Below are 16854 nucleotides of genomic sequence, written 5' to 3' on the forward strand. Positions count from 1 at the left end.
AAACCTGGTGGCGGCACCCCCCGGTGCGTTCGTTAGCCTTGACGAGCAGCGATTCTGCTAGTCACCGTTCCGTCAAGGAGAGCAACCGCAGTGCTTCGCACCCACGACGCCGGCACCCTGCGTGCCGGGCACGCCGGCCAGATCGTCACGCTCACCGGGTGGGTCGCCCGGCGGCGCGATCACGGTGGGGTGATCTTCATCGATCTGCGGGACGCCAGCGGCGTCGCCCAGGTCGTGTTCCGCGAGGGTGAGATGGCCGAGCGCGCGCACCAGCTGCGCTCGGAGTACTGCGTCCGGGTCACCGGCGAGGTGAGCAAGCGGCCCGAGGGCAACGAGAACACCGAGATCGCCACCGGCGCGATCGAGGTCCTCGCGACCGAACTCGACGTGCTCTCGGAGTCGGCGGTGCTGCCGTTCCCGATCGACGACCGGGTCGACGTCGGCGAGGAGGTGCGGCTGAAGTACCGCTACCTCGACCTGCGCCGCAGCGGCCCGGCGTTCGCCATGCGCCTGCGTAGCGAGGCCAACCGGGTGGCCCGCGAGACGCTGCACGAGCAGGACTTCGTCGAGATCGAGACCCCGACGATGACGCGCTCCACCCCCGAAGGCGCCCGCGACTTCGTGGTGCCCGCGCGGCTGCGGCCCGGCTCGTGGTACGCGCTGCCCCAGTCGCCGCAGCTGTTCAAGCAGCTGCTCATGGTCGGCGGGATGGAGCGGTACTACCAGATCGCGCGCTGCTACCGCGACGAGGACTTCCGCGCCGACCGGCAGCCCGAGTTCACCCAGCTCGACATCGAGATGAGCTTCGTCGACCAGGACGACGTCATCAAGGTCGGCGAGCAGATCGTCGCGGCGTTGTGGAAGCTGATCGGGCACGAGGTGCCCCGCCCCATCACGCGCATGACCTACGCCGACGCGATGTCCCGCTACGGCACCGACAAGCCGGACCTGCGCTTCGGCCTGGAGATCACCGAGCTGACCGACTACTTCGCCGACACCCCGTTCCGGGTGTTCCAGGCGCCCTACGTCGGTGCCGTCGTGATGCCCGGCGGCGGCAGCCAGCCGCGCCGGCAGCTGGACGCGTGGCAGGAGTGGGCCAAGCAGCGCGGCGCGAAGGGGCTGGCGTACGTGCTGATCGGCGAGGACGGCACGCTGTCCGGCCCGGTCGCGAAGAACATCTCCGACGCCGAGCGCGAAGGGCTGGCCGGGAAGGTCGGGGCCAAGCCCGGTGACTGCGTGTTCTTCGCCGCGGGCGCGCCCAGCGGTGCCCGCGGCCTGCTCGGTGCCGCGCGCGTCGAGATCGGCCACCGGCTCGGCCTGATCGACGAGAACGAGTGGTCGTTCGTCTGGGTCGTGGACGCGCCGCTGTTCGCCCCGGTGGAGGAGAGCGACGACGTCGCGGTCGGTTCCGGCAGGTGGACGGCCGTGCACCACCCGTTCACCTCGCCCACCCCGGAGTGGATCGACAAGTTCGAGCAGGACCCGGCCGGCGCGCTCGCCTACGCCTACGACATCGTCTGCAACGGCAACGAGATCGGCGGCGGCTCGATCCGTATTCACCGCGCTGACGTGCAGAAACGGGTCTTCGACGTGCTCGGCATCGCCGACGAGGACGCGCAGGAGAAGTTCGGCTTCCTGCTGGACGCGTTCCAGTTCGGCCCGCCGCCGCACGGCGGGATCGCGTTCGGCTGGGACCGGATCGTGATGCTGCTCGCGGGCGCGGACTCGCTGCGCGAAGTGATCGCGTTCCCGAAGACCGGCGGCGGCTACGACCCGCTGACCGGCGCCCCCGCGCCGATCACCGCCCAGCAGCGCAAGGAAGCCGGGATCGACGCCAAGCCCGCCCTCAGGGCGTGAGCCGGTGCTGCACCTGCGGGTGATCAGCCCCGCCGGGAGCACCGCCGAAGCCGTCGAGCGCCTGCGGAGCCACGCGGGCACGGCACATCTCGTCGTGCACCACGGTGTCGCGGTCGAACCGGACGGTGACCTCGTCGAAGCCGACGTGGCGCGGGAGGCGGCCGACGAGGTGATCGACCTGCTCTGCGGGCTCGGCATCGACCACGACGGCGGGATCACCCTCGAGGCGCTCGACGCCGCGCTGTCCGACTCGGCGGACCGGGCGGAAGAGGCGGCGCCGGGCGTGGGCGCCGACGCCGTGGTCTGGGAGGAACTGGTCAGCCGCAGCGGTGAGGAATCCCGCCTGAATGCGACGTTCCAGGCGTTCCTCGTCATCGCGTGCCTGCTCGCCTCGGTCGGGGTGATCACCGACTCGCCGGTGACGATCGTCGGCGCGATGGTCGTGGGCCCCGAGTTCGGGCCGCTGGCCGCCCTCGCGGTCGGGCTCGTGCTGCGGCGCCGGGACCTGATGCGCCGCGCCGGTCTCGCGCTCGGTGTCGGTTTCCCGCTCGCGATGGTCGTGACGGCGCTGGTGACCTTGCTTAGCGAAGCCGTCGGCCTGCTCGACGTCACCGCGTTCCGCGAGGGGCACGCGGCCGTCGACTTCGTCTATCACATCGGCTGGTATTCGCTGATCGTCGCACTGCTCGCGGGCGCGGCCGGGATGCTCGCGATGACCTCGGCGAAATCCGCCGCGCTGGTCGGCGTGTTCATTTCGGTCACCACGGTGCCGGCGGCGGGGTTCGCCGCCGTGGCGGCCGTCACCGGTGACTGGCTGCGATCGTTGGAGTCGGTGGGGCAACTGGCGGTGAACCTCATCGGCATCGTCGCCGCGGCGGCGGCGGTACTGGCCCTGCGCCGTCGGGGGCAACGCGTGCGGGCAGCCGGACGCCCGCTGTCCGCCGGCTGAACTTCGTGGTGGAGAAGGGTACGAGCCCGCTAGTAGGGTCGAAGACGATGACCGTGGACACTTCCAAACACAACACAGCAGGCACGGCAGCGGCAGAGGAGCCGGCCGTCACGGCCGCCGTCGCGGCTGGCGAAGTGGTGCTCGCGCACCGGTTCGGCAGCACGATCGCCCTGGTCGATCCCGAGCATCTGCCCGGCAGCGGCCCGGCCACGGTCGTCCGCGCCAGAATCGCCACCTCGCCCTTCGGGCTGCCCAGAACCCTGGTGATCAAGCACTACCCGGATCCGGCACCCAGGGGCGCGCCCGACCCGTTCGCCCAGGAGGCCGTGAGCTACCAGCTGTTCACGGCGCTGCCGCCCGAGGAGCGGATGTGCCCGGAGCTGCTCGCTCACGACGGCGCGGAGCGCGTGCTGGTCATCGACGATCTCGGGAAGGCGCCCACGCTGCGGGACACGCTGCTTGGCCGTGACGCCCGCGCGGCCGAACGGTCCCTGCTGTCCTGGGCGCGGTCCCTGGGCCGCATGCACGCGACCACGGCGAGCCGAGAGGCGGACTTCGACGCGCTGCTGCGCCGCCTCGGCGGACCGGTCAAGCACGAGGACACCGCCGCGCCGACGGCGATCGCGCAGCTGCCGGGGCTGATCAGGGAGCATTTCGGGGTGGCGACCCCGGATGCGGTGCGCCGCTACGCCGAGGCCGCGTGCCAGCGCGCGCGGTCGCTGGCCTACCGCGCGTTCAGCCCGGTGGATCTCAGCCCGGACAACAACCTCATCACCGGCGGCGGGGTCCGGTTCCTGGACTTCGAACGCGGCCGGGTGCGCAACGCGCTCGTCGACGCCGCGCACCTGCGGGTGCCGTTCGCCACGTGCGCCGAGCCGCTCGCGCTGCCGGCTGGGATGAGCGAGGCCATGGTCGCGGCGTGGCGCTCGGAGGTGGTCGGTGTGTGGCCGGGACTGTCCGATGGCGACGTGCTGTTCGCGCACCTGCTCGACCACCAGCTGCTGCTGGTCTGGGTGAGCACGTGGACGGTGCTGGCCGGCCGCTCGGAGAAGCCGGCCGCGCTGGTCACCTGGTGGCGCAACCTCGGCGCCGAAGCGGCGCGGGCGGGTGAGGACGCGGTCGCCGCGCACGCGCGTGAGGTGACCGCCGCGCTCGATGAGCACTACGGCCCCGGGCTGGAGCTGCCGCTGTACCCAGCATTTCGGTAAGAGGTCTTGACCTCGTTACCCTGCGCTCACCGCGGGTGAGTGTGGATGACCGATGGTCTGTAGGCGTGAGCGCGCCAAGCGAGCAGATCCCCCCGACCGAAGCGATGTCCCGACGGGTGCGGCGGCTGGCCGTGCTCGGCGACTCCACCGCCGTGGGCCTCGGCGACCCTGTGCCCGGCCGCGGCTGGCGTGGTGTCGGCCCGTTCGTCGCACGGGCACTGGACATAGCACCCGCCGGCTACCTCAACACCGCCTTCACCGGCGCGCGCATGCGGTGCGTGCGCTACGACCAGCTGCCCGTCGCGATCGCGCACCGGCCCGACGTGGCGGTGGTGATCGTCGGGATGAACGACACCCTACGTTCGGACTTCGACGCGGCCGGGATGGCCGCGGACCTCGATCAGGTGGTGACCGAGCTGACCGCGTCCGGCGCGGTGGTCGTGCCGGTGCGGTTTCACGACCACGGCAAGGTGTTCCGGCTGCCGGGGCCGCTCTACCGCGCGCTGGCGGCCCGGATCGACGAGCTGAACGAGGCGGTCGACGGGATCGTGCACCGGCACGGCGTGCCGTGCCTGGACCTGGCGGAGATGCCGGGCGCGTACGACCTGTCGTCCTGGAGCGTGGACCGCCTGCACCCCTCCGAACTCGGGCACCGGATGCTCGCGCGGGGCTTCACCGACCTGCTCGCCGCGACGGGCATCACGGTCGCCGAACCGGTGAGCCTGGTGTGCTCGGGCGGGGTCAGCCCCAGCACCCTGGATCACGTGGGATGGCTTGTGGTGAAAGGGATCCCGTGGCTGTGGCGGCGCGGCCGGGACCTCCTGCCGTACGCGGCTGCCATCATGGCCGCCTCCGCGAAGCAGTCGTACCTGAACTGGCGTGCCGGCACTGAGGTCGCGGCGCCGGAGCCGCCGCCGAGCGCATTGCAGATCCGCTGAACCACGCTGCAGTAACCTCCTATAGGTGCAGCAGGACGAACTCTTCACGGTGAACCCGGACCTGGCGGACCGGCCCGACCGCGTCGAAACGCCGCGGGAGCCGGTGATCCCGCCGGGCACGCCCCTCGCCGTGCGGATGCGGCCGGCCACGCTCGACGAGGTGGTGGGCCAGCAGCACCTCCTGCGCGAGGGCGCGCCGCTGCGGCGGCTGGTCGAAGGTGCGGCACCCGCGTCCGTCCTGCTCTACGGCCCGCCGGGCACGGGGAAGACGACGCTCGCCAACCTCGTCTCCACCGCGACCGGGCGCCGGTTCGTCGCGCTGTCGGCATTGTCGGCCGGGGTGAAGGAGGTGCGCGGGGTCATTGAACAAGCACGGCGGAGGCGTCTTTATGACTCCGAGAACACCGTGCTGTTCATCGACGAGGTGCACCGGTTCTCCAAGACCCAGCAGGACGCGCTGCTGGGCGCGGTCGAGGACCGGACGGTCCTGCTGGTCGCCGCGACCACGGAGAACCCGTCGTTCTCGGTGGTCGCGCCGTTGCTGTCGCGTTCGCTGGTGCTGCAGCTGCGCCCGCTGACCGACGAGGACGTGCGCGAGCTGATCCACCGCGCGCTCGCCGACGAGCGCGGGCTGGGCGGGGAGCTGGGGCTGACCGGCGAGGCCGAGGAGCATCTGGTGCGCCTCGCCTCCGGCGACGCGCGCCGGGCGCTCACCGCGCTCGAAGCCGCCGCCGACGCCGCCGCGACCACCGAACACCGCACCATCGACCTGGCCACCGTCGAGTCCACAGTGGACAAGGCCGCGGTGCGTTACGACCGCGACGGCGATCAGCACTACGACGTGATCAGCGCGTTCATCAAGTCCATCCGGGGGTCCGATGTGGACGCCGCGCTGCACTACCTGGCGCGGATGATCGAGGCGGGGGAGGACCCGCGCTTCCTCGCCCGGCGGCTCGTCGTGCACGCGAGCGAGGACGTCGGCCTGGCCGATCCGACGGCGCTGCAGGCCGCGGTGGCCGCCGCGCACGCGGTACAGTTCATCGGCATGCCCGAAGGGCGGCTCGCGCTCGCGCAGGCGACCATCCACCTCGCGACCGCGCCGAAGTCCAATGCGGTCGTGACGGGTATCGACGGCGCGCTCGCCGACGTGCGAGCCGGGCACATCGGCACGGTGCCGCCCCACCTGCGCGACGGGCACTACGCCGGCGCGGCGAAACTCGGCAACGCCCAGGGCTACCGGTACCCGCACGACGTGCCCGAAGGTGTTCTGCCGCAACAGTATCCGCCGGACGAGCTCGTCGGGCGGGACTACTACCAGCCAACCCAGCGCGGTGCCGAGCGCACGCTGGCCGAGCGGGTGCCAAGGCTGCGCCGCACGGTCCGCGGTGAATGATGGCCAAGCCGTGAGACCGGCGATCTGCTCGCAGCCGCCGACCGCGCCGGTTGCTGGTGCAGGCGGCGGTCTTCCGGCGGCGACGTGCACGCCAGCTACGTGGCGGACGTCAAGGCGGACTTCGGCGACCCGGCCTCGCCGACGGTCGCGGCGGGCGGGTTTGCCCGGCGACGGCGCGGGGAATACGGGCGCGGGATCATCTACCGCGAGGAGCCAGGACAGATGACCGACACCACCGTCGCCGTGCTCGGCACCGGGATCATGGGCGCGCCCATGGCCACCAACCTGGCCGCGGCCGGGTTCAAGGTCCGCGCCTGGAACCGGACCCGCGCGAAGGCGGAGCCGCTCGCCGGGCGCGGCGTCGAGATCGCGGACACACCGCACGACGCGGTGGCGGGCGCGGACTTCGTGCTGACCATGCTGCCCGACGGTACGATCGTGCACGAGGTCATGGCGAGCGCGCGGCCGGGCGGGGCGGTCTGGCTGCAGATGGGCACCGTCGGTCTCGACTGGACCGTCAAGCTCGCGGCACTCGCCGCCGAGTCGGGGATCCCGTTCGTGGACGCCCCCGTGCTCGGCACCAAGCAGCCCGCGGAACAGGGCAAGCTCACGGTGCTCGCGTCCGGGCCGGAGGAGCTGAAGGACCGCTGCGCACCGGTGTTCGACGCGATCGGCGGCCGCACGATCTGGGTGGGCCCCGCGGGTGCTGGCAGCAAACTCAAGCTCGTGGCCAACGCATGGGTGCTCGCGCTGACCAACGGGACCGCGGAGAGCGTGCGCCTGGCCGGCCAGCTGGGCCTCGACCCGAAGCTGTTCCTCGATGCCATCTCCGGCGGTGCCCTCGACTCGCCGTACGCCCACGCGAAGGGCGGTGCGATGATCTCCGGCGAGCTGTCGCTCAGTTTCGCCACCAGCCTCGCGGCCAAGGACGCGCAACTCGTCCTCGACGCCGCCGGCGGCGAAATCGATCTCGGTGGTGTCCGCGCCGCGCTCACCCACCTGAAGGCCGCCATCGACGCCGGTCACGGCGACGAGGATATGGCCGCCCTCTACTACGGCACCCGCTGACCAACCCGCGGGTGGTGGGGCCCGGCTCGCGTGAGGGGTAGCCCAGCTGGAGGCCGGGCCGCAGGGTAGCCTGACCGGCATTCACGCCGTCGCCAGTTCTAGGAGGGTCCCCGTGTCGGCAGGGCAGATCGCCGCGCTCATCGCCGCAGGCGCATTCGTGCTGTTGGTGGTGCTGGTGGCGATCCCGTTGATCAAGCTCGGCCGCACTCTGGACGAGGCGACGATCGCGATCCGCAAGGCCCACGAGCGCAGCGATCCGCTGCTCATCGGCGCCAACGACACCATCACCCACGTCAACACCCAGCTCGAGCGGGTCGAGGGCATCACGGCCAACGCGCAGGCGGTGTCCGGCAACGTGTCCGCGCTGTCCTCGGTGTTCACCGCGACGCTGGGCAGCCCCCTGGTCAAGGCGGCGGCCTTCTCCTACGGCGTGAGCAAGGCGATCCGCGCGCGCCGGAAGGCAAAGGACGGCGCCGAGGGCAAGCACTCGCGCCGCGGTCGCAAGGGCAGCGGCCGGTCATGAAGCGGCTATTCTGGCTGGGAGTGGGTGTCGCGACCGGGATCGCGGTCACCCGCAAGGCGGGCCGGACGGCTCGCCAGGCGACACCGGCCGGGCTGGCGGAGAACCTCGGCGACGCGGCGCGGGAGCTGGCGGGTGCCATCGGTTCGTTCGGCGCCGACGTCCGGGCCGGGATGGACGAGCGCGAACAGGAGTTACGGGACATGGTGGAACAGCGGTCGGGAGTGCGCGCGCCGCACCCCGGCGAAGGCCGGCGCACCACCCGGCCGCGCCCGGCGCGAGCGCGCCGGGCGGAGAGCTGAGTGCCGCGGGCTCTCCGCCGTCGCCGTTCGCCCCGCCCGTAGACCCCAAGGAAAGACCAGTGGAAACACACGAGATCAGTAAGCGATTCCTCGAGCATTTCGAGAAGAACGGCCATACCCGCGTGCCCAGCGCGTCGCTCATCCTCGACGACCCGACGCTGCTGTTCGTCAACGCAGGCATGGTGCAGTTCAAACCGTACTTCCTCGGTGACGTCCCGGCGCCGTACCCGCGCGCGACGAGCATCCAGAAATGCGTCCGCACCGGCGACATCGACGAGGTCGGCAAGACCACCCGGCACAACACGTTCTTCCAGATGGCCGGCAACTTCTCCTTCGGCGACTACTTCAAGGAAGGCGCCATCTCCCTGGCCTGGGAGTTCATCACGAAGCCGCAGTCCGAGGGCGGGCTCGGCCTCGACCCGGACCGGATCTGGGCGACGGTCTACGAACACGACGCGGAGACGACGGCGTTGTGGCGCAAGGCCACCGACATCCCGGAGAGCCGTATCCAGCTGCGCGGCGCGGAGGACAACTACTGGGACATGGGCGTGCCGGGTCCCGGCGGGCCCTGCTCGGAGATCTACTACGACCGGGGCCCCGAGCACGGCCGCGAAGGCGGCCCCGCGATGGACGAGGACCGGTACCTCGAAATCTGGAACCTGGTCTTCATGCAGGAGACGCGGGGCGAGGTGAGCCCGAAGAAGGGCGGCCCCGTGCTCGGCCCGCTGCCGAAGAAGAACATCGACACCGGCATGGGCATCGAGCGGGTCGCGTACCTGCTGCAGGGCGTGGACAACGTCTACGAGACCGACCTGGTGCGCCCGGTGATCGCGAGGGCCGAGGAGTTCTCGGGCCGCCGCTACGGCACCGACCACACCGACGACGTCCGCTTCCGCGTCATCGCCGACCACGCGCGTTCCGGTGTGATGCTGATCGGTGACGGCGTCACCCCGGGCAACGAGGCTCGTGGCTACGTGCTGCGCCGCCTGCTGCGGCGCATCGTGCGCTCGATGCGGCTGCTCGGCGTCCAGGAGCCGGTGCTGCCCGAGTTCGCCGCGGTCGTGCGGGACGCGATGGCGCCCTCGTACCCGGAGATCGCCCGCGACTTCGACCGTATCAGCGACGTGATGCGCGTGGAGGAGGAGGCGTTCCTCGCCACGCTCACCAGCGGCTCGCGGATTTTCGACCTGGCCGCGGCGGACACCAAGGCCTCGGGCGGCACGGTCCTGGCCGGGGACAAGGCGTTCCAGCTGCACGACACCTACGGCTTCCCGATCGACCTGACCCTGGAAATGGCTTCGGAGCAAGGGATCGAGGTCGACGAGGCCGGTTTCCGCGCGCTCATGGAGGAGCAGCGCCAGCGCGCGAAGGCGGACGCGGCGGCCCGCAAGAAGGGCCACGGCGACCTTTCGGTGTACCGCGATCTGCTGGAGCGCCACGGCGAGACCGACTTCCTCGGCTACACCGACCTGCAGGCGACCGCGAAGGTGATCGGCCTGCTGAAAGGCGGGCAGAGCGCCCGCAGTATCCGTGCCGGTGACAAGGCCGAGCTGGTGCTGGACCGCACCCCGTTCTACGCCGAAAGCGGTGGCCAGGTCGCCGACACCGGTGTGCTCGTCGGCGACGGCGGCGAAGCGAAGGTGCTCGACGTGCAGAAGGTCGTGCCGGGGCTGTTCGTGCACCGCGTCGAGGTGATCGAGGGCGAGATCGGCCTGGACACCGAGGTGACCGGTTCGGTCGACGGCGCTCGCCGCGGGTCGATCGCGCGCTCGCACTCGGCCACGCACCTCGTGCACGCCGCGGTCCGCGGTGCCTACGGCCGTCGCGCGGCGCAGGCGGGTTCGCTCAACTCGCCCGGCCGGATGCGGTTCGACTTCACCACTCCCGGTCCGGTGTCGGCGGATGTGCTGACCGAGGTCGAAGAAGAGGTCAACGACTACCTCCAGCACGACGTCGAGGTGCAGAGCTACGTCACCACCAAGGACAAGGCCCTCGAGCTGGGCGCGGTCGCGCTGTTCGGCGAGAAGTACGGCAACGAGGTGCGCGTGGTCGACATGGGCGACTACTCGCGCGAGCTGTGCGGTGGCACGCACGTCGGCCGGATCGGGGAGCTGGGCCTGGTCAAGTTGGTCGGCGACTCGTCGATCGGTTCGGGCGTGCACCGGGTCGAGGCGCTGGTGGGCACCGACGCGCTCAAGCACGTGCGCAAGGAACAGCTGCTGGTCTCCCAGCTCGCGGGCACCCTGAAGGTGCCGACGGCCGAACTGCCCTCGCGCGTGGAGGACGTGCTGACCCGGCTTCGCAACGCGGAGAAGGAGATCGAGCAGCTCAAGACCCAGCAGGTGCTCGGCTCGGCCGGCTCGCTCGCGGACAAGGCGCGGGAGATCAACGGGATCCTGCTCGTCGCGGAGAAGGTGGACGGCGCGGTCGACGGTGGCGGCCTGCGGGCGCTGGCGGCCGAGGTGCGAGGCCGGCTCGGTTCGCGGCCGGCGGTCGTCGCGTTGTTCGCGTCACAGGGGGAGAAGGTGAGCTTCGTCGTGGCCACCACGCCGGACGCGCGCGACAAGGGCTTCGCGGCCGGCAAGCTCGTGCCCTCGTTCGCGCAGGCGGTCGGCGGACGCGGCGGTGGCAAGCCGGACATGGCCCAGGGCGGCGGTACCGACCCGGCCGGCATCGAGCAGGCGATCACGGCTCTGCGCTCCGCGGTCGCCGCCGGGTGAGCACACCGAACGCCGACCGGCCCGGGGAGTCCGATCCCGGGGCCGGCCGGCGGCTTGCGGTGGATGTCGGATCCGTCCGGGTCGGCATCGCGCTCAGTGATCCCTCCCCCGTCCTGGCGACCCCGCTCGTTACCCTGTCGCGTGATGCGCATAGGGACAGTGACCTCGATCAGGTGGCAGCGCTCGTTTCCGAGCACGAAGTGGTGGAGGTGATCGTGGGACTGCCGAGGACACTGGCGGACCGGCACGGTTCCGCCGCCGAGATCGCCGTTGCCTACGCCGGACAGCTCGCGGACCGGGTCTCTCCGGTGCCGGTACGGTTGGCGGACGAACGCTTGACCACGGTCAGCGCGGCCCGCATGCTGTCGCGGCGCGGAGTCAAGGGACGCAAGCAGCGAGCGGTGGTCGATCAGGCCGCCGCGGTCGAGATACTGCAGGGCTGGCTGGACGGCCGGGCTGCCTATCTGGCGCGGGAGGGTCGATCGTGAGCCGAGAGCTTCCGCCGCCTCCGCCCGGTGGCCGGCGTCGCCGCCCCGACGGCCCGCCGCCTTACGCGCCGCGGCACGCGCGGGCCACGCCACCGCCACCGCCACCGCCGCAGCCGCCCCCAAGCCGCCCCCCGATGCGGCGCCCCGGCCCCGACCACGGTCTCGACCTGTTCAACGAGCGCCAGCCGCCACCGCGGCGGCGACCACGGCAGATCCCGCCGGACGAGACACCGACCGAGGTCATCCCGTTCGAGGACGTCGAGTACTACGAAGACGAGTACGCGGACGACGAGTACGCCGAAGACGACGACTACGAAGAAGACTACGACGACGAGCGGGCCGAGCCGGAGTACATCGAGCCCCCCGACGGCCCGGACGAGCCGCCGCGGCGCGCGAAGCGGGGAAGGCGGATGTTCCGCTGGGTCGCCGCGCTCGCGGTGATCGCGCTCATCGGCGGCGGCGCCTGGTTCGGCATCGAGAAGATCTTCGGGTACGCCGACTACCAGGGCTCGGGGGATTCCGACGTCATCATCGAGATCGGCGACGGCGACTCGACGAACGCGATCGGGGCGGAGCTGACGAAGACGGACGTCGTGGCGAGCGCCAAGGCCTTCGTCAAGGCCAGCGAGGGCAATGCGAAGGTGCTGAGCCTGCAGCCGGGCTATTACGTCATGAAGACGAAGATGTCCGGCGCCGCCGCGGTCGCGAAGCTGACCACACCCGACGCGCGGGTCGGCGTGCTCCAGGTCCGGGCGGGCACCCAGCTCGACGACGTCACCCAGCCGGACGGCACCCTCACGCCCGGCGTGTTCACCTTGCTGTCCAAGGCTTCCTGCGCTCAGCTCAACGGCCAGAGCACTTGCATTTCCGTCGACGACCTGCGCAAGGTCGCGGCGTCGGCGGATCTGAAGGCGATGGGCGTGCCGGACTGGGCCGCGAACGTGGCGGCCAAGAGCACCGATCCCCGCCGGATCGAAGGGCTGGTGGCGCCCGGTGTCTACGACGTCAAGCCCGGCTGGACGGCCGACCAGCTGCTCGGGTTCGTCCTCAAGAACTCGGCGACGACGATCCAGGCCGCGGGCCTGACCGCGGCCAGCACGGTGGCCGGGCAGAATCCTTACCAGGTGCTGGTGATCGCCTCGCTGATCGAACGTGAAGGCGTCAAACAGGACTTCGAGAAGATCTCGCGCGTGATCTACAACCGGCTCGCTGTCGCCATGCGGCTGCAACTGGACTCCACGGTGAACTACCTGCTCGACAAACCGGTCGTGACCACCACCGACGCCGACCGTGCCCGTCCCGATCCGTACAACACCTACTCGGTCGCGGGCCTGCCGCCGACGCCGATCGGTTCGCCCAGCGCGGCGGCGATCCAGGCGGCGCTGCAGCCCGCGGACGGCAACTGGATGTACTTCGTCAAGTGCGAGAAGAACGGGTTGTCCTGCTTCGCGTCGACGCAGGCCGAGCACAACCAGAACGTCGCACTCGCGAGGCAGCGCGGTGCCTACTAGGGCCGCCGTCCTGGGCAAGCCGGTGGCGCATTCACTGTCCCCGGTGCTGCACGGTGCCGCGTACCGGGCGCTCGGTCTGGCGGACTGGACCTACGAGCGCATCGAGATGGACGCCGAAGGGCTGCCCGCGTTCGTGGCCGGGCTCGGCCCGGAGTGGGCCGGGTTGTCGGTGACCATGCCGGGTAAGCGGGCCGCGCTCGACTTCGCGGCGCGCGCGAGCGCGCGGGCGGTCGCGGCCGGCGCGGCGAACACCTTGGTGCGTACGGCATCCGGCTGGTCCGCCGACTGCACGGATATCGACGGGGTCGCCGGCGCACTGCGCGTCGCGGGTGGTTTCGCGGCATCGCCGGGCTCGACCGGGGTGATCCTCGGCGCGGGCGGCACGGCGGCGGCGACCGTGGTGACCTTCGCCGAACTGGGCATCACGCGGGCGCGGCTGGTCGTGCGGGATCCCGGGCGGGCGGCCGAGACCCTGGCCGCCGCCGCACGCGCCGGGGTGGAGGCCGAAATCCTGGTGTGGGCGGACACGGACTTCGCGAAGCTCGTCTCCGGCGCTTCGGTGCTCGTGAGCACGGTCCCGCCGGCGGCGATCGCCGCGCACGCGGCCGAACTCGCGACGGCTGAATGCGTTCTCGATGTCATCTACCACCCATGGCCGACCCCGCTGGCCGAAGCAGTCGCCGCACGCGGCGGCCGGATCGCGACGGGGCTGGACATGCTGCTGCATCAGGCTTTCGGGCAGGTCGAGCAGTTCACCGGGCTCCCGGCGCCGCGCGAGGCGATGCGCGACGCGCTGCGGCAGGCCACGGAAAACGTCTTGCCGCTGCCGCTGGGCTGAGTTGCCCGAGCGGGTAACGTCAGCCGCGTGAAGATCGCCATCCTCGACGACTACCAGAACGTGGCCTTGGACTTCGCCGACTGGAAGCCCCTCGGCGCCGAGATCGAGGTGTTCACCTCGCATATCGCCGATCCGGACGACCTGGTAGCCCGGCTCGCCGGGGCCGAGGTCGTGGTCGCGATGCGAGAGCGCACCCGCTTCCCGGCGGACCTGCTCGCCCGGCTGACCGATCTGAAGCTGCTGGTGAGCACGGGCCAGCGCAACGCGGCGATCGACCTCAAGGCCGCCGAAGAGCACGGGATCCTGGTGTGCGGCACCGGCTACCTGTCCCATCCGACGGCCGAGCACACGTGGGCGCTGATCCTCGGCGCGATGCGGCATCTCGACGTCGAACTGCCCGCGATGCGCGCGGGCGGCTGGCAGAGCACGGTCGGCATCCCGCTGCACGGGCGCACGCTGGGCCTGCTGGGGCTGGGCCGGCTCGGTTCGCGGGTGGCGAAGGTAGGGCAGGCGTTCGGGATGGACACGATCGCGTGGAGCCAGAACCTGACCGCCGAGCGCGCCGCGGAGCACGGCGTCACCGCCGTCGGGAAGGAGGAGCTGTTCGAACGCTCGGACATCCTCTCCGTGCACCTCGTGCTGAGCAGGCGCACCCGGGGCCTGGTCGGAGCCGCCGAACTGGCATTGATGAAGCCGGACGCGCTGCTGGTGAACACCTCGCGCGGCCCGATCGTCGACGAGGACGCGCTGCTGGACGTGTTGCGCCGCAAGGCGATCGGCGGCGCCGCGCTCGACGTGTTCGAGGTCGAACCGCTGCCGGAGGCCCATCCGCTGCGGGCGCTGGGCAACGCGCTGCTCACCCCGCACCTGGGCTATGTCACGAAGGACGTGTACGAGGTCTTCTTCCGCGACGCCGTCGAGGACATCGCCGCGTATCGGGCGGGTGAACCGGTGCGGGTGATGAGTCTCAGCTGAGCCGCAGTTCCGCCAGCACGGCGTCGGTGAACGGCGGCCAGAACTCGGCCGCCCAGTTGCCGAACGCGCGGTCGGTGAGCGCCACGCAGGCCGCGCCGGCGTCCGGATCGACCCACAGGAACGTGCCGGACTGGCCGAAATGCCCGAACGTGCGCGGCGAGCTGCGCGCCCCCGTCCAATGTGGACGCTTCGAGTCCCGGATCTCGAACCCGAGGCCCCAGTCGTTCGGCTTCTGGTGCCCGAACCCGGGCAGCACGCCGTTCAGCCCGGGGAAGGCGACCTCGGTCGCGGTGGCGAGCGTGGCCGGGTCGAGCAAGGTCGGCCGTTGCAGCTCCGCCGCGAACGCGATCAGATCGCGCAGGCACGAGACGGCACCGGCGGCGGGGGAGCCGTCGAGCTTGGTCGCGCCCATGCCCAGCGGGACGAACAGCGCCTCGGACTGGTACTCGGCGAACGGGATCCCCGACTGCTCCGTGAGCGCGTCCGCGAGTTCCTCGAACCCGGCGTTGGAGTAGAGCCGCCGCGTACCGGGTTCGGCCACCTGGCGGTGCTCGTTGAAGGCGAGCCCCGAGGTGTGCGCGAGCAGGTGACGGATCGTCGACCCTGCCGGCCCGGCGGGGGTGTCCAGTTCGGCGACGCCCTCTTCGAGCGCGATGTGCGCGGTGTACGCGGTGAGCAGCTTCGTCACCGACGCGAGCGGGAACTGCCGGTGCTCGTCACCGTGGCGCCCCGGCACGGTGCCGTCCGCGGCGATCACGGCCGCCGCCGCGTTGTCCACCGGCCACTCGTCGATCCCGCGCACGCTGTCCACGGGCTCACCCTACGTCGTGGGGCCGGGTGCGCATCCCGCGCCGGGCCCCATGGCTCAGGCGCTGGTGTCGCCCGCGTCGGTGCCTTCCTCCTCGCGACCCGGGGTCCGCAGGTTCCACTTCGTGATGACCCACCGGAACACGAAGTAGTAGATGGCCGCGTAGACCAGGCCGATCGGGATCAGCAACCAGGCCTTGCTCGCGGCCGGAGCCCCCGCGTTGAGCGCGAAGTCGATCGCGCCCGCCGAGAAGGAGAACCCGAGGTGGATGCCCAGCGCGTTGCAGATCGCCAGCGACAGGCCGGTCAGCACGGCATGCACGATGTACAGCGGCCAGGCGACGAACATGAACGAGAACTCGATCGGTTCGGTGACCCCCGTCAGGAACGAGGTGAGCGCGGCCGCGATCATGATGCCGCCGACCACCTTCTTCTGTTCCGGCCGGGCGGTCCGCCAGATCGCCAGCGCCGCCGCGGGCAGCGCGAACATGAAGATCGGGAAGAAGCCCGTGGTGAACGCGCCCGCGTGCGGGTCGCCGTTGAAGAAGTTGGTGATGTCACCGCCGTTGAAGATCAGCCACACCGGCACGTTGATCAGCTGGTGCAGGCCGAACGGCAGGAGCAGGCGGTTGAGCACGCCGTAGACCCCGCCGCCGACGATCGGGGCGCCGGTCACCAGGCTGCCCACGTGGTTGATGGCGTTGTCGATGGGCGGGAAGATCAGGCCGAAGACCACGCCCAGTAGCAGCAGCACGAACGCGTTGATGATCGGCACGAACCGGCGGCCGCCGAAGAACGCCAGGTACGGGGGCAGCTTGATGCGGTGGTACCGCTGCCACAGCACCGCCGTCACCAGGCCGACGATCACCCCGCCGAGCACGCTGTAGGGCCATTTGATCGGCTGCAGGTACCAGCCTTCCTTGAACCCCTGCAGATCGCTGATCGGGGCGAACACCTGGACGACCTTGTTGAACACGACGAAGCCGACGACGGCGGCGACCCCGGTGGAACCGTCGCCGCGGCGGGCGAAGCCGACCGCGATGCCGACGGCGAACAGCAGCGGGAGCCAGTCGAACAGCCCGCCACCGGCGGCGGCGAGCACCGCGGCGACCTTCTTCGTCGCGTCCCAGCGGCCGAGCATGTCGTCGCCCCCGAGCCGGCTCAGCAAGCCGGCGGCGGGCAGGGTCGCGATGGGCAGCATCAGGCTGCGGCCGAAGCGCTGCAGCCCGGCGACGCCCCTCCGCTGGCCTTTCGCCGGTCCTTCGGTGGTGGTGCTCACG

The 16854-nt window shown here is 71.2% G+C and carries 15 protein-coding genes; 13 read left to right on the top strand and 2 right to left on the bottom strand.

Annotated elements, in window-relative coordinates:
* The first annotated feature begins 90 nt into the window (after positions 1-90).
* From aspS to FG385_RS11400, 13 genes are all read left to right on the top strand, one after another.
* The gene (gene aspS / locus FG385_RS11340) at positions 91-1857 is read left to right on the top strand and encodes an aspartate--tRNA ligase (protein ID WP_139096620.1); all 1767 of its coding nucleotides are present in this window, start codon (positions 91-93) and stop codon (positions 1855-1857) included.
* A gap of 4 nt (positions 1858-1861) precedes the next feature.
* The gene (locus FG385_RS11345) at positions 1862-2806 is read left to right on the top strand and encodes a DUF389 domain-containing protein (protein WP_139096621.1); all 945 of its coding nucleotides are present in this window, start codon (positions 1862-1864) and stop codon (positions 2804-2806) included.
* Positions 2807-2853: 47 nt separating this feature from the next.
* Complete coding sequence (locus FG385_RS11350) at positions 2854-4014, top strand: phosphotransferase (protein WP_139096622.1); 1161 nt, start codon at positions 2854-2856, stop codon at positions 4012-4014.
* Between the two features lie 104 nt (positions 4015-4118).
* Positions 4119-4952: an SGNH/GDSL hydrolase family protein gene (locus FG385_RS11355; protein WP_200834409.1), complete on the top strand. Its 834-nt coding sequence runs from the start codon at positions 4119-4121 to the stop codon at positions 4950-4952.
* Between the two features lie 25 nt (positions 4953-4977).
* A complete protein-coding gene (locus tag FG385_RS11360) occupies positions 4978-6345 on the top strand; it encodes a replication-associated recombination protein A (RefSeq protein ID WP_139096623.1) in 1368 nt (455 codons plus the stop codon).
* 222 nt (positions 6346-6567) lie between these two features.
* Positions 6568-7413 (top strand): NAD(P)-dependent oxidoreductase, encoded by an 846-nt coding sequence (locus tag FG385_RS11365; protein ID WP_139096676.1) that lies wholly within the window; start codon positions 6568-6570, stop codon positions 7411-7413.
* 112 nt (positions 7414-7525) lie between these two features.
* Positions 7526-7936, top strand: coding sequence for a DUF948 domain-containing protein (locus tag FG385_RS11370; protein WP_139096624.1), 411 nt, complete (start codon positions 7526-7528; stop codon positions 7934-7936).
* Complete coding sequence (locus FG385_RS11375) at positions 7933-8235, top strand: hypothetical protein (RefSeq protein ID WP_139096625.1); 303 nt, start codon at positions 7933-7935, stop codon at positions 8233-8235. Before FG385_RS11370 ends, FG385_RS11375 begins: the two co-directional genes overlap by 4 nt.
* A gap of 59 nt (positions 8236-8294) precedes the next feature.
* Positions 8295-10955: an alanine--tRNA ligase gene (gene alaS / locus FG385_RS11380; protein WP_139096626.1), complete on the top strand. Its 2661-nt coding sequence runs from the start codon at positions 8295-8297 to the stop codon at positions 10953-10955.
* On the top strand, positions 10952-11443 hold the full coding sequence (gene ruvX / locus FG385_RS11385) for a Holliday junction resolvase RuvX (RefSeq protein WP_139096627.1): 492 nt from the start codon (positions 10952-10954) through the stop codon (positions 11441-11443). The genes alaS and ruvX overlap by 4 nt, the downstream gene beginning before the upstream one ends.
* Before the next feature lie 134 nt (positions 11444-11577).
* Positions 11578-12954, top strand: coding sequence for an endolytic transglycosylase MltG (gene mltG / locus FG385_RS11390; RefSeq protein ID WP_139096628.1), 1377 nt, complete (start codon positions 11578-11580; stop codon positions 12952-12954).
* On the top strand, positions 12944-13792 hold the full coding sequence (locus FG385_RS11395; RefSeq protein WP_139096629.1) for a shikimate dehydrogenase: 849 nt from the start codon (positions 12944-12946) through the stop codon (positions 13790-13792). Before mltG ends, FG385_RS11395 begins: the two co-directional genes overlap by 11 nt.
* Positions 13793-13819: 27 nt before the next feature.
* The gene (locus FG385_RS11400; protein ID WP_139096630.1) at positions 13820-14767 is read left to right on the top strand and encodes a D-2-hydroxyacid dehydrogenase family protein; all 948 of its coding nucleotides are present in this window, start codon (positions 13820-13822) and stop codon (positions 14765-14767) included.
* Here the strand turns inward: FG385_RS11400 and FG385_RS11405 are convergent.
* Positions 14760-15578 (bottom strand): serine hydrolase domain-containing protein, encoded by an 819-nt coding sequence (locus tag FG385_RS11405; protein WP_139096631.1) that lies wholly within the window; start codon positions 15576-15578, stop codon positions 14760-14762. The genes FG385_RS11400 and FG385_RS11405 overlap by 8 nt on opposite strands.
* Positions 15579-15632: 54 nt before the next feature.
* Positions 15633-16853 carry a PTS transporter subunit EIIC gene (locus FG385_RS11410; RefSeq protein ID WP_139096632.1) on the bottom strand — a complete coding sequence of 407 codons (1221 nt, stop codon included), beginning with the start codon at positions 16851-16853 and terminating at the stop codon, positions 15633-15635.
* Position 16854: the final 1 nt, after the last annotated feature.

Origin of the sequence: Amycolatopsis alkalitolerans (genome assembly GCF_006152065.1) — a bacterium.
Taxonomy (GTDB): Bacteria; Actinomycetota; Actinomycetes; order Mycobacteriales; family Pseudonocardiaceae; genus Amycolatopsis_E; species Amycolatopsis_E alkalitolerans.